Annotated in this window: 10 protein-coding genes and 1 pseudogene; 6 read left to right on the top strand and 5 right to left on the bottom strand. The window is 62.2% G+C overall.

What is annotated here, in order from left to right:
- Window positions 1–1,023, top strand: a complete 1,023-nt coding sequence (locus IVB32_RS08865; protein WP_018454759.1) for a P1 family peptidase — start codon at window positions 1–3, stop codon at window positions 1,021–1,023.
- Between the two features lie 311 nt (window positions 1,024–1,334).
- On the opposite strand, the gene IVB32_RS08860 is transcribed toward IVB32_RS08865, so the two are convergent.
- A complete protein-coding gene (locus tag IVB32_RS08860; RefSeq protein ID WP_247410195.1) occupies window positions 1,335–1,955 on the bottom strand; it encodes a TetR/AcrR family transcriptional regulator in 621 nt (206 codons plus the stop codon).
- 770 nt (window positions 1,956–2,725) lie between these two features.
- On the bottom strand, window positions 2,726–3,460 hold the full coding sequence (locus IVB32_RS08855) for a TetR/AcrR family transcriptional regulator (protein ID WP_085349467.1): 735 nt from the start codon (window positions 3,458–3,460) through the stop codon (window positions 2,726–2,728).
- Window positions 3,461–3,678: 218 nt separating this feature from the next.
- Here IVB32_RS08855 and IVB32_RS08850 point away from each other — a divergent pair, with 218 nt between their 5' ends.
- The 4 genes from IVB32_RS08850 to IVB32_RS08835 all read left to right on the top strand — a co-directional run bounded on the left by IVB32_RS08850 (window position 3,679) and on the right by IVB32_RS08835 (window position 8,242).
- Window positions 3,679–4,629 (top strand): cyclase family protein, encoded by a 951-nt coding sequence (locus IVB32_RS08850; RefSeq protein WP_018454756.1) that lies wholly within the window; start codon window positions 3,679–3,681, stop codon window positions 4,627–4,629.
- Between the two features lie 14 nt (window positions 4,630–4,643).
- A complete protein-coding gene (hisD, locus tag IVB32_RS08845) occupies window positions 4,644–5,951 on the top strand; it encodes a histidinol dehydrogenase (protein ID WP_247410193.1) in 1,308 nt (435 codons plus the stop codon).
- A gap of 90 nt (window positions 5,952–6,041) precedes the next feature.
- Window positions 6,042–7,478, top strand: coding sequence for an MFS transporter (locus tag IVB32_RS08840; RefSeq protein ID WP_247410189.1), 1,437 nt, complete (start codon window positions 6,042–6,044; stop codon window positions 7,476–7,478).
- On the top strand, window positions 7,475–8,242 hold the full coding sequence (locus IVB32_RS08835; protein ID WP_085360051.1) for an SDR family NAD(P)-dependent oxidoreductase: 768 nt from the start codon (window positions 7,475–7,477) through the stop codon (window positions 8,240–8,242). The genes IVB32_RS08840 and IVB32_RS08835 overlap by 4 nt, the downstream gene beginning before the upstream one ends.
- Window positions 8,243–8,514: 272 nt before the next feature.
- Here the strand turns inward: IVB32_RS08835 and IVB32_RS42765 are convergent, their stop codons facing one another.
- The gene (locus IVB32_RS42765) at window positions 8,515–8,640 is read right to left on the bottom strand and encodes a hypothetical protein (RefSeq protein WP_256466568.1); all 126 of its coding nucleotides are present in this window, start codon (window positions 8,638–8,640) and stop codon (window positions 8,515–8,517) included.
- A gap of 335 nt (window positions 8,641–8,975) precedes the next feature.
- On the opposite strand from IVB32_RS42765, the gene IVB32_RS42760 reads away from it, so the two are divergent.
- A complete protein-coding gene (locus tag IVB32_RS42760; RefSeq protein WP_256466567.1) occupies window positions 8,976–9,110 on the top strand; it encodes a hypothetical protein in 135 nt (44 codons plus the stop codon).
- A 220-nt stretch (window positions 9,111–9,330) separates the two neighbouring features.
- On the opposite strand, the pseudogene IVB32_RS08830 reads toward IVB32_RS42760, so the two are convergent.
- Both IVB32_RS08830 and IVB32_RS08825 read right to left on the bottom strand, forming a co-directional pair.
- Window positions 9,331–9,759 (bottom strand): annotated as a pseudogene (locus tag IVB32_RS08830) (heme-binding protein).
- Window positions 9,752–12,763: an FAD-binding and (Fe-S)-binding domain-containing protein gene (locus IVB32_RS08825; protein WP_247410187.1), complete on the bottom strand. Its 3,012-nt coding sequence runs from the start codon at window positions 12,761–12,763 to the stop codon at window positions 9,752–9,754. Before IVB32_RS08825 ends, IVB32_RS08830 begins: the two are co-directional and overlap by 8 nt.
- Window positions 12,764–12,993: the final 230 nt, after the last annotated feature.

Below are 12,993 nucleotides of genomic sequence, written 5' to 3'. Positions count from 1 at the left end.
ATGAGGAATCTAATTACGGACATCGACGGTGTCTTGGTCGGAAACGCGGAGGACGAGCGCGTCGCTTCAGGAGTGAGCGTCGTTCTCTTTGAGCAGCCGGCTGTTGCGTCGATTGCAATACACGGCGGCGCGCCGGGTCTTCGCGACGGCGCCCTCCTCGAACCGGAGATGACGGTCTCATCAGTCGACGCGATTGTGTTGTCGGGAGGCTCGGCGTTCGGTCTGGATGCACCCGGTGGCGTCCAGGCACGCCTGCTCGAACTCGGGCGAGGGCTAGCGGTCGGCCCCGCGCGCGTGCCGATCGTCCCCGGCGCGATTCTTTTCGATCTGGCGAATGGCGGGAACAAGGATTGGGGACGCCGGCCACCCTATTGGGATCTCGGCTACCAGGCGGCGAGCACCGCGGCTGCGACGTTCACCCTCGGCACGGCCGGCGTTGGCTATGGCCTGACCACCTATGACCTCAAAGGTGGACTTGGATCCGCAAGCGCGGTTACGTCCAACGGCTTCGGAGTTGGCGCGCTGGTCGGCGTAAACGCGGTTGGACGCGCCACACGCGGCAAGGGACCGCACTTTTGGGCGGCGCCATACGAGCACGAGGCGGAGTTCGGTGGCCTCGGGCAGGGCGGCGAACCCACCCGGGAAGATCTGCAAATGAGAGTTAAGGGAAACGCACCGGCCAACTCGACCATCGGCGTGGTCGTGACCGACGCGGCCCTCACTAAGGCACAGATGAAGCGCGTCGCAATCATGGCCCAGGATGGGTTTGCACTTTCGCTACGGCCGGCTCACGCGCCGATGGACGGGGACATCGTGTTCGCGGCCACGACAGGTCGGTCCGCGCGAACGGCCGACCTCACTGACCTCACCGAAATCGGAATGATGGCCGCCGAGTGCCTCGCGCGTGCCATCGCAAGGGGCATCTATGAAGCAACACCGCTCTCCAACGGAGTGGCGCCGCCAAGCTGGCGCGAGGTCCATGCCGCCTCGGGTCCCCGGAAGTGGCCGACGATAGAACCTTGATGAGGCTTGTGTCAGTCTAGGTTGACGAAGCTCGCGTCCACGCACTTCGCCGTGAACACTCCACGAACCGTTCACGATCGTCTACGCATCAATGTTGAACGTGCACAGGGTGGGGATCGCTCGCGGAGCCTTGTGCAGGCGCAGCCACGGCTCAGCGGGCTCCGGCCGCCGGATCGTGTTGCGAGATCGCAGCAACTTTGGCTCTTTGATACAAATGTCGGGAAGGTGCTGTGAAAAGCGCGGCGGAAGATCAGTACGGCTTTGGCATTCCCGGCGCCAGGATTTCGAATTTCTGCGAAGCTGGCGATTGGTCACCCCTCCGCAAGATGGCGAGCGATCAGCTTGACTGCAAAGTCGAGAAAGTCGCGCTGGTCAAGGCCAGCCGGATCTTCGGAAACGCTTGCCATCAAGGCTTCGCCGGACATCGCTGCAAGCATATGGGCAGCGCTCAAGAGGGCTATGGAGAACTGGGTGCTGGAGATCCGCGGCGCAGTTCGCTTCGCCTTCCGGGCCGATTCGAGCCGCGCTCTATGAACTCGTTTGACCAGCGGCTTGAGCATGCCCGATCCTTTTGGCCGGTGGCCAGCGACGCTAAGCCAGAGGGCGAGCTTCGCGGCTCGCTCATCAGCATAGGTGCGCTGAAAAAGCCGACCGAGCGCGGCGACGTCAATCTGGTCAGGCGCCCATTTTTGAATGGTAGATTCAATGTCATCCACCAGCCGCCGCCCGATGCGCCGGAGGAGGGCGTCCATCAACGCTTCGCGAGTGCCGAAATGATAGTGCACGGCCGCGTCCGTGATGTTCAGATCAGCTGCAATGCGTTGGATGCGCACGCCTTCAGGACCGTCGTCGTGTAATCGCCGCTCTGCTGCATCGAGAATGGCAAATTTTGCTGCTTCCGGTGTACGACGCTGTCTCTTGGCCATTGACATTCTACACTCGTCAGAATTACTTAGTGTGTCCTAAGTAATGGATTGATGGACGATTGGGATCCTGAGTCGTCGGTGACAATAGCCGATCGGGTTGGTATTGCGATTGTCGATCTCAAGGTGCCGCAATCGCAACACGTCAGCGCGAAGGATCGCCTCGATATCCGCGTCCGTTGTTGGGCAGGCGAGGGTCCACCTGCTATCCCATTGCACTGCGGCTCGCTCTCCACCCGTACGTGGGACGATGTCGCATTGCGCTGCGAACCGACTTTCGTCCCTTTGCGGTCGCGCATAGAGCGAGCGATTGGGCCAAGACCATCGTAGAAGCAGCTACGTCAACGAGCTCATTTCCGTCTCGGGGATGTCGTTGGGCGGAAGTCGGGGGCTGTGAATTCGCGCCTCGCTACTTGGGTCGCGTCGAAAGCCGGGTGAAGGGTCGACGTGACCTCGTGGCCTGTCTTCGGGGCAACGGAGCGGATGCGCACCGCCATGTCCAAGTTTCGTGGCGCACCGACCGTGATCGAAGTGGTTTTGACGGCGCTTGCGGTCCCGCTCCAAAGGCCTTCCAGAGCGCCTTCGCTATCGCATTCGCACCACCCGACAGTGTGCGCGCCCTCTCTGCTGGCAAAGGGCGATGGTTCGAATGGTACCTATGACTTGACCGGTGCACTTCCTGTCGAGGTGCTGAGAGCTTTCAGGGGCGAATGCCGGCGAGCATGCCTGAGACTTCAATGAAGATGCGCCTCTTAGCCGGATATGGTTGAGAGGTGCCCCTAAGAGACGACCTCCAAAGCTGATGAGGACAATTTCCGATCGCATGGCCATGATCCAAGGAAGATGTGGACGGTATCCCGGATCAGGCTGTTCTTGTCGACGTGAGGGTCAAGCCCATATGCGTGCTTTCTGACCCCGTAGTAGAAAATGCTTCCCTGGAGAGCCCATGCTATCTCCAGATAGCGAGCTTCATTGCTCGAATCGAAGACCACCTCGCGAGCGAAACAGACCTCGATTGCGATGCGGCGTATGACGCGTTCTTCGACGAGCTTTATGTACGAACTCGTAATCCCAACGTTCTTAAGTCCCGCGAACAGGTACATCCGCATCCAACCGCGGTTCATGATGATGTCTGTGTAGCTAATATAGAATTCAATCAATCGAGCTTCGATGGATTGCGTCCTGTCGACCAAAAGCTCGTCCCAGTGGTCGCTCCACACGTCCAGGAACACGCTCCGGTAGACTTCGTCAATCAATTGCTCCTTGCCCTTAAAGTACTTGTACATGAGAGGCTGCGTGGTCCCCAAGTGTTCCGCCAGCTCCCGCGTCGTGGCGCTGAAGCCTGACTCCGCGAAGAACTCGGCTGCCTTCTTTACGATCAATCGACGGCGTTCTTCGAACGGAAGGCGGGTAGTAGTTTGCGACGAGCGGGATGGCGAGCGCATCCGCTTCGCCGCAGCCTTTTTTCCTTTTAGCTTTCGGGCAAGCGGCTTTTGCTTGTCGCTCTTCTTCATCGTCTTGCCTGCAGCTTCGCGCCTGCTCCGAGCGTGGAACTTCGAATTAGCTTTATACCCATGCGGTTACTTCAGCGCAATAAATCCGCCGGACTCGGTCATCGCTAAGTAATCGACGGATAACGTATAGCAATAGGTTTATAGCGAGAATGCCCTTGAACAAATGCGCCAGCGCCGCTAAGTTATCAAACGATAACAAAGCTTGAGGGAGCGATATCGTGAAGCTGGACAGGGCGGCCATTCTGAAGGCCGCGGACAAGATTTCAAATTGGGGCAGGTGGGGAGCGGACGACCAGATAGGCACTCTCAACAACGTCACGCCGACCGACATCGTCGGCGCTGGGCAGCTTATCCGTAAGGGCAAGGTGTTCTCCCTCGGGCTGTCGTTGAAGGAACCTATTCAGTCGGGTCTATTCGGTGGCCGATGGAATCCGATCCATACGATGCTCGCGACCGGCACCGATGCGAAGCTCGGAAATCAGGATGAGCCGTTTCCCTACCTGCGGTATGCGGACGACGCGATCAACATGCCGTGTCAGGCGTCAACGCAGTGGGATGCGCTTTGCCACGTCTTCCTCGACGATAAAATGTATAACGGGTACGATGCTTCTCTCGTCGACGTGCGAGGGGCGAAAAAGCTCGGCATCGAGCATGTCCGCGACAAGATGGTCGGCCGCGGCGTTCTTCTGGATGTCGCCCGTTTCAAGAGCGTCGATCATTTGGATGATGGCTACGCGATCACGTCCGAAGACCTGACAGGCTGCGCTGAAGCACAGAAAGTGGCGATCAAGAAGGGTGACTTCGTGATCGTCCGCACCGGTCACCAGGAGCGCTGCCTCGCCAAGAAGGATTGGTCGGGCTACGCCGGAGGGAACGCGCCGGGATTCGGTTTCGAGACCTGTTTCTGGCTCCGTGAGAGGGACGTTGCCGCGATCTGCTCGGACACTTGGGGCTGCGAGGTGCGCCCCAACGAAACCAAGGAAGCCAATCAGCCGTGGCACTGGGTCGTGATTCCCGCGATGGGAATCTCGATGGGGGAGATCTTCTATGTGAAGGACCTGGCAGAGGATTGCGCACAGGACGAGGTCTATGAGTTCTTCTTTTGCGCGCCACCGCTGCACCTTCCTGGCGGGGCAGGCTCTCCGATCAATCCTCAAGCCATCAAGTAACGGGGCAGATCGACATGGCTGAATATCTCAAGCGTGGCCGCGACGCGGCACTCCGGGCCGAGGATGCGGCCAAGGTCCGCGCGTCGGTGGAGGAAATTCTTGCCGACATCGAAAAACGCGGCGACGCTGCAGTCAGGGAGCTCTCCACGAAATTCGACGGCTGGGATCGGGGCTACTATCGCCTTACGGAGGCAGAGATCAAGTGGTGCCTCGGTCAGCTGTCCAAGCGGGACATCGACGACATCAAGTTCGCCCAGGAACAGGTCCGCAACTTCGCGCGGCACCAGAGGGAATCGATGCGTGACGTGGAGGTCGAAACCCTCCCTGGCGTGGTTCTCGGACACAAGAACCTACCGGTCAACTCGGTCGGCTGCTACGTGCCCGGAGGCAAGTATCCTCTGCTGGCGTCGGCCCATATGTCGGTCATCACGGCCAAGGTCGCCGGAGTGAGCCGAATCGTGACGTGCGCGCCGCCGTATAAGGGGCGACCCGCGCCCGCTATCGTGGCGGCTCAGCACCTTGCCGGTGCCGACGAGATCTACTGTCTGGGCGGCATCCAGGCCGTCGGCGCGATGGCGATCGGAACGGCCTCCATTGCGCCGGTCGATATGCTCGTCGGCCCTGGCAACGCCTTTGTGGCGGAAGCGAAGCGGCAGCTCTTCGGCCGTGTCGGAATCGATCTCTTTGCGGGGCCGACCGAGACCTTGGTTATCGCGGACGACACTGTCGATGGTGAGTTGTGCGCGACCGACCTCCTTGGCCAGGCGGAGCATGGGCCGAATTCTCCAGCGATCCTGCTAACCACCTCCCGCAAGCTCGCGCAGGATACGATGAATGAGATAGGCAGGCTGCTCCGGATCCTGCCGACGGCCGACGTCGCATCCAAGGCCTGGGTGGAATACGGTGAGGTTATCGTGTGTGAAAGCGACGAGGAGATGGTCGCCGAAGCCGATCGGATCGCCTCGGAGCACGTCCAAGTCATGACGAGAGATCCCGATTATTTCCTCGAGCGCATGACAAACTATGGCGCCCTTTTTCTCGGACCGCGCACCAACGTGGCGTACGGCGATAAGGTGATTGGAACGAATCATACTCTCCCGACACTCAAGGCTGCCCGCTATACCGGCGGCCTCTGGGTCGGCAAGTTCATGAAGACGGTGACGTATCAGCGGGTCACGACCGACGCGGCCTCCGCTATGATCGGGGAATACTGCTCGCGCTTGTGCATGCTCGAAGGCTTTGTCGGGCATGCCGAGCAAGCCAACGTGCGTGTTCGCCGCTATGGCGGCCGAAATGTCCCTTACGGCCGGGCTGCGGAGTAGCCGTCAAAGTCGAGGCCGGGGGTCGACCCCTGGCCCATTCAATCAATCGCGCAATGACTTGTTCGCCCTCGAGGCGGGATGGGATGCATTATGCTGTCTGCTCTTGATCAACGCTCCGACCTAACGTTCAATCAGAAGAAGCTGATATTTGCTGGCGCATTCGGACTGGTCCTCGAATTTCTGGACTATTTCCTAATCGGCTTTGTCCTGACTTTCGTTTCGAAGCCATGGAAGCTGACGTTCGGAGCATCCTCGATAATTCTGCTGTCGTCCGGACTAGGTGCGATGGCAGGAGCTGCGTTCTTCGGATGGCTAGCCGATCGGATCGGCCGCCGAAGAGTATTCCTGACCACGCTAGCTCTTTTTTCGCTGGGTACCGGCGCTTTGGTGTTCACGCCGGATAGCGCCGAATACGGTTGGATCTATCTCACTGGGTTCCGCTTCCTCATCGGTTTCGGCGCGGGCGGCCTCTATTGCGTCGACCTCCCTTTGATCCAGGAGTTCGTTCCGGCATCCCGAAGGGGGGAGGTGAGCGGCCTCGTGACGGCAGCCGTTCCGCTCGGCTTCTTGCTTGGCTCCGCGATGGTCGCGTTCGTTGCTCCCACGGTCGGCTGGCGTGGCCTTATGGGCATCTGCGTCGGCCTCGGTGCGGCGGCGCTTCTCTTGCGCGTCTGGATACCGGAATCCCCGCGATGGCTACTGCGCAACGGTCGAGCGTCTGAAGCCCGAAACTCGGTCGCGTGGGCAATCGAGGTCGACCCGTCCGAGTTGCCTTCGACAATAGACACCGCGCCCGAAAATATACCTGGATTCGGCGCGCTGCTAAGATATCCGCGCAGCGTCGCGTTGTCGTTCCTTTTAAACCTTGGGATGCAGACCGGCTACTATGGCCTCACATTGTGGGCGCCGACGTTGCTCGTGCAGATTCTCCACGTGCCGCCTACCTCCGCCGCGTTCTACATGATCTTCGTGACCAGCGCCGCCTTGCTCGGGCGAGTCGGCTTCTCTGTTCTATCCGAAAAGATGGGACGGCGCCCCGCGGGACTGATCTCCACGTTCGGCGCAGCGGCAATGCTGCTGGCCGCGGCTCTGTTCGGCGATGCGCTGGCTTCGGTCCTGGTCGCTTTCGTCGGAATGCTGGCGCTCGCCTTCCTGTTCGGGGAAGGGGGGTTTGCTGTCGTCGGTCCGTATTCGGCCGAAGTCTGGCCTACGGCGCTCAGAGCGACCGGGATGGGTGCCGCGTACGGTTTCGGTGGGTTGGGCAAGGTGATCGGCCCGATGGGCTTAGCGTTCATCGTCGGGGCGTCGTCGGATGTCGTTCCCGCAACTTCCGGCATCTCGTTCTCCACCGCGTTCATCTACTTCGCCTGCTGGTACGCGCTGGCGGGTCTGGCATTCGCGGTTTTCGGAATCGAAACAAAGGGGCGCACGATTGAGGAGCTCGAGTGGGAGCTACAGGCGCTCAGCTCGACTTCGCCCGAGCGCGCTCCGGTTCCCTCCGCGAGTGTGCAAGGACCCAGCTCATGAAATCTCTCCCACAGACACCCTCATTCCGGCTCGATGGCAGGCGCGCCCTAGTCACCGGCGCTGGCAGGGGAATCGGGGAGGCGGCCGCTGTCGCCTTGGCAACTGCGGGAGCGCACGTCACGCTTGCGGCCCGCACCGGCGACGAGCTCGACGTTCTCTGTGGAAGCTTGCGCGCGCAAGGCTTGTCGGCCGATACCATGGTTCTGGATGTCCTGGACGTGGAGCAGGCGTGTCAGAAGATCAGATCCAGCGAGCCTTTTGACATTCTAGTCAACAATGCCGGCACCAACCGTCCGATGCCCATGGTAGCTGTGACGGTCGACGATTTTGACGCCGTCATCGGTCTCAACGTGCGGGCGGCATTCTTCGTCGTACAGACGGTCGCCAAAAGGCTCATGGAGGCAAACCGCTCCGGCTCGATCATCAACATGTCGTCCCAGATGGGGCACGTCGGGGCGGCGCGCCGGTCGATCTACTGTGCAAGCAAATGGGCTATAGAGGGGTTCTCGCGATCGGCTGCAGTTGAGTTCGCTCCCCATGGCGTTCGAGTCAACACCCTGTGCCCAACCTTCATCGAGACCCCAATGACGAGACGCTTGTTCGAGGACTCCGATTTCAAGGCGGACGTCCTTTCCAGGATTAAGCTGGGACGCATGGGCACGGTCGAGGATTTGATGGGAGCGATCGTGTTTCTCGCCTCCGATGCGTCTGCACTAATGACCGGCTCATCGCTTATCGTCGACGGTGGATGGACGGCGGATTAGTCCGCGATGCGACCGAAGAAAGCTTCGAAGCTCCCTTCCCCCAGGCGGCGGCATGCCCCCAGCACCAGCGCCTGCGCTCAGAGAACAGTGATCAGCCCTTGTAACGGAACTTCACACCGCGGCCCCCTAACGTGGGTTGCTTTGCGACCGCCCGACGACACGAAAGGGATCACGTAGAACCTTTCATTAGCAAATCAGGATCGGGGCGGAGCCGTCGGACGGGGATTGCGAGAAGTTCAGCAAGCTGGCCTACTAGGCAAGAACGATCGGGGCTACGAAGACGCATCGCGGACGTTCACCTGGTCCTGTCCGGCTTCGCGTGCCGCTACAAGCTCCTGCCGAGCGGCGATCGCCAGATCATGGCGTGGCTTGTGCCAGGCGACATTTGCGATCTGCACGTCTCCATCCTCGGCGAGATGGATCATGCGATTGGCACGCTCACGCCTTGCCAGATCGCCTTCCTCCCGAGGCACGTCATCGAGGAACTCACATCGGGAGGCGGAACGCTCACTCGAGCGCTGTGGTGGGCGACTCTCGTCGACGAGGCCGTCATGCGCGAGTGGCTGGTCGGCATCGGTAGGCGGCCTCCCGACAGACGGATAGCACATCTGTTCTGCGAACTGCACCTGCGTCTCGCGAGCGTGGTGCAGCGAGCGGCGACAGCTCCGATTTTCGGGCCACGCAGCGGAGCTCGGGGACACGCTGGGCCTGTCCAGCGTCCACGTGAATCGGGATGCTGCAGCAGCCCTTGGATGATGGTCTTCTCACGCTGACCGGCAAGCGGCTCACTATCCTGGACCGCCGGCGCCTTGAGCAGTTCGCCGCGTTCGATCCCAACTACCTGCACCTGAGCAAGCGTCGTCGCTAGAGCCATACTAGCCGCGAATCGGGAATGTTCGCGCACCGCCGCCCCGTGCGTCCCGGCTAAACTCACCGCTTAGGCGCAAGATCGCATGAAATATCGCAGATTTGCGTCATGTGGGGAAAAGCGGTAGCGGTCTAGTGACTCCAACCCCCGACAAGCAACCCCCGCGGCCCACTCCACAAGGTCTTGGCGAGCGTGCGAGCTTCGGGTTCGTGGATGATCGCTATCCCGCGTTGGCCTTCAACCCCGCGGCCTGGATGCCGGCCACCGCGCACGCCTCGTCATTGTCGGAGGTGTCGCCGGAGACGCCTACCGCGCCTAGCAGCGTGGCGCAGTCCATGATCAGCACGCCGCCGGGGACCGGCACCAGCGCGCCCTTGGCCATGGTGTTCACGGCGTCGATGAAATACGCCTGCTCCTGCGCGCGCTGGAACAGGGCGCGCGAGCCCATGCCCAATGCGAGTGCGCCCTAGGCCTTGCCGTGCGCGATCTCCGCGCGCATCAGGCTGGTGCCGTCCTGCGCCGCGGCGATCTTGAGCACCCCTCGGGCGTCGAGGATGGTGACGACCAGCGGCTTCAGCTTCAGCTCCGTGGATTTCGCGAAGGCGGCGTCGAGAATCTTGCGGGCGGTGTCGAGGGTGAGGTCAGCCATGGCTGGTTTCCTTTGCAATGAGAGGGATTGTGGATTGGGTCTCGGCACGATCGAGGCTCATCGCCAGCACGCGCGCGACGTGAAGCGCCTCGCGTTGGGCGCCGTCGTGGATCTGGTGACGGCAAGAGGTGCCGTCGGCAACGACGAGCGTATTCTGGTCCGCGCGCCGCATGGCGGGTAGCAGCGAGAGCTCGGCCATCTCGATCGAGGCATCGTAGGTGTCCGCGCCATAACCGAAGGCGCCGGCCATGCCGCAGCAGCTCGACTCGATGGTCTCGACCTCAAGGCGAGGGATGAGGCGCAGCACCTGCTCGACCGGCTTGAAGGCGCCAAACGATTTTTGATGGCAATGGCCGTGCACCAGGGCTTTGTCGGCAACGGCGCCGAGCGGCAGTTGCAGCCGGCCGGCCTCGGCCTCGCGCACCAGGAATTCCTCGAAGGTCAGCGCGTGGGCGCCGACGGCCTTGGCGTCGTTGTCCTGGCGCAGCGAGGTGAGCTCGTCGCGCAGGGTCAAAAGGCAGCTCGGCTCGAGCCCGACGATCGGGACGCCGCGCGCGGCAAAGGGCGCGAAGGCGGCGACAAGACGATCGAGCTCGACTTTGGCTTCGTCGACGAGACCGGCGGACAGGAAGGTCCGGCCGCAGCATAGCGGACGGCCACCGCTTGCGGGTTTCGGCAGATGCACGCGGTAGCCGCCGGCCGCGAGCACGCGCAATGCGGCGTCGAGATTTTCGCGTTCATAGATGCGATTGAAGGTGTCCGCGAACAGCACGACCTCGCGACCGGTTTCCGGCCCGACCGCCTCGGCCGGCGGCACGAACACGTCGCTGCGAAACGCGGGCAGCGCGCGGCGGGCGCTGATGCCGGCAAAGCGCTCGAACAGCTTCCGCAGCAGCGGGCTATGGTTGCGGAAATTCGCCAGCAGCGCGAAGCGCGACGCGAGGCCGGCATAGCGCGGGAGGTAGCCGACCAGGCGGTCACGCAAGGTCAGGCCGTGCGAGGCCGCGCGCGCGGCGAGCACCTCGATCTTCATCTTGGCCATGTCGACGCCGGTTGGGCATTCGTGGCGGCAGGCCTTGCAGGACACGCAGAGCTTCAGCGTCTCCATCATCTCGTCGGAGGAAAGTGCGCCCGCGCCGAGCTGGCCGGAGATCGCGAGCCGCAAAGTGTTGGCGCGCCCTCGCGTCACGTCCTTCTCGTTGCGCGTCGCGCGGTAGGACGGACACATCACGCCGCCCTCGAGCTTGCGGCAGGCGCCGTTGTTGTTGCACATCTCGACCGCGCCCTGAAAACCGCCGCCGGCCCCGGGATAAGCAGACCAGTCGAGTTTTGTCTTGAGCTCAGCGACGCGATAGTCCGGTTTGAAGCGAAACAGCGAGCGGTCGTCCATTCTGGGAGCGTCGACGATCTTGCCGGGATTGAGCATCCCGTCGGGATCGAAGCGTTGCTTCACTTCCTTGAAGTCGGCGACCAGGCGCTCGCCGAACATCGTTGCGTGGAATTCGGAGCGCACCAGGCCGTCGCCGTGCTCGCCGGAATGCGAGCCCTTGTATTCGCGCACCAGTTCGAAGGCTTCCTCAGCGATGGCCCGCATCGCCTTGACGTCCTTCTCCAGCTTCAGGTTCAGCACGGGCCGCACATGCAGACAGCCTTCGGAGGCGTGCGCGTACATCGTACCGCTGGTGCCGTGTTTGGCGAAGACCTCGTTCAAGCGTGCGGTGTAGTCGGCGAGATGCGGCAGCGGCACGGCGCAGTCTTCGACGAAAGAGACCGGCTTGCCCTCCTGCTTCATCGACATCATGACGTTGAGGCCAGCGGCGCGGAAATCGGCAATCCCGCCCTGCAGCGCCGGCTCGGTGATCTCCACCACGCCGCCCCATTTGCGCCTGTCGTTATTCCAGTCGAAGCCGAGATCGCCCATCAGCTCGCCGAGCTGCTTGAGGCGTACGAGGTTGTCCGCCTGATCCTCTTCGGCGAATTCGACGACCAGCACGGCGTCCGGATCGCCCTTGATGGCGGCTGCGATGATGGGGCGGAACATCGCGATGTCGCGGCCGAGCGCGAGCATGGTGCGGTCGACCAGCTCGACCGCGATCGGCTTCAGCTTGACCAGATGCTGGGCCGCATCCATCGCCTCGTAGAAGCTGCCAAAATGGCAGACGCCGAGCGCCTTGTTGCGGATCACGGGCCAGAGCTTCAGCTCGACCTTGGTGGTGAAGGCCAGGGTGCCTTCCGAGCCGACCAGCAGATGCGCCATGTTGTTGCGCGCGTTGCGCGGCACCAGTGCATCGAGATTGTAGCCGCCGACACGGCGCTGCACCTTTGGGAAGCGCGCGGCGATCTCCTCGGCCTCGCGGGCGCCGAGATCGAGCATGTCGCGGAACAGGGGGCGCGCGCTGTCGTTCGCATCGAGATCGGAGAGATCGCGCGATACCTCGCCGTAATGGCCGATGATGCCATCGGCGAGCGCGGCTTCCATCGACAGCGTGTTGTCGCGCATGGTGCCGTAGCGCAAGCTACGGCCGCCGCAGGAATTATTGCCGGCCATGCCGCCGATGGTGGCGCGCGAGGCCGTGGAGACGTCGACCGGAAACCAGAGGCCGTGTTTCTTCAGCTGGCGGTTGAGGTCGTCGAGCACGATGCCGGGCTCGACCACGCAGGTCCGCCCTTCGACGTCGAGTGACAGGATCCGGTTCAGGTGCTTGGAGAGATCGACAACGAGCCCGTCATTGACGGTCTGGCCGCATTGCGAGGTGCCGCCGCCGCGAGGGGTGACCTTCAGTCCCTCGTCGCGCGCGATCGCCAGCGCCTTGAGGGCCTCTTCCATGGTCTTGGGCACGACCACGCCAGCGGGCACGATCTGATAGAACGAGGCGTCGGTGGCGTAGCGGCCGCGGCTGAAACCGTCGAACAGGACGTCGCCGGTGATTTCCCGGGCCAGACGTGCCGCGAGGCCGTCCTTTTTGGCCGATTCCTGTGATTTCCCGGGCACTTCCGCCGCCATGGTCCGCTCTTGCCTGTTCGCCGCCCCCGTCTTGCCTCCGGTCACGGCCCTTGGCAAGGCGAGCCCTGCTTCTTGTGCATTGACGGACCCCGCCCGGCGAGGGACAAGCCCGGCGAATAGTGATATTCGAGCGGCTCGCGCAGCCCCCTTCAGGCCAACAGGCCCGAAGTCAAGCTGGGCTCAAAGCCAAGACAGACTCCAAGACAGACTCAAAGACCGGGAAGGACGCC

The organism is Bradyrhizobium sp. 23 (genome assembly GCF_023073295.1).
GTDB lineage: Bacteria > Pseudomonadota > Alphaproteobacteria > Rhizobiales > Xanthobacteraceae > Bradyrhizobium > Bradyrhizobium canariense_D.
The sequence above is the reverse complement of the archived record's forward strand: the minus strand, read 5'-3'. Positions and strand labels throughout refer to the sequence as shown.

Excerpts from the sequence above, each read along its gene's own strand:
- IVB32_RS08865 (WP_018454759.1), top strand. The coding sequence starts at position 1 with ATGAGGAATCTAATTACGGACATCGACGGTGTCTTGGTCGGAAACGCG.
- IVB32_RS08860 (WP_247410195.1), bottom strand. The coding sequence starts at position 1,955 with ATGTCAATGGCCAAGAGACAGCGTCGTACACCGGAAGCAGCAAAATTT.
- IVB32_RS08855 (WP_085349467.1), bottom strand. The coding sequence starts at position 3,460 with ATGAAGAAGAGCGACAAGCAAAAGCCGCTTGCCCGAAAGCTAAAAGGA.
- hisD (WP_247410193.1), top strand. The coding sequence starts at position 4,644 with ATGGCTGAATATCTCAAGCGTGGCCGCGACGCGGCACTCCGGGCCGAG.
- IVB32_RS08840 (WP_247410189.1), top strand. The coding sequence starts at position 6,042 with ATGCTGTCTGCTCTTGATCAACGCTCCGACCTAACGTTCAATCAGAAG.
- IVB32_RS08835 (WP_085360051.1), top strand. The coding sequence starts at position 7,475 with ATGAAATCTCTCCCACAGACACCCTCATTCCGGCTCGATGGCAGGCGC.
- IVB32_RS42760 (WP_256466567.1), top strand. The coding sequence starts at position 8,976 with ATGCTGCAGCAGCCCTTGGATGATGGTCTTCTCACGCTGACCGGCAAG.
- IVB32_RS08825 (WP_247410187.1), bottom strand. The coding sequence starts at position 12,763 with ATGGCGGCGGAAGTGCCCGGGAAATCACAGGAATCGGCCAAAAAGGAC.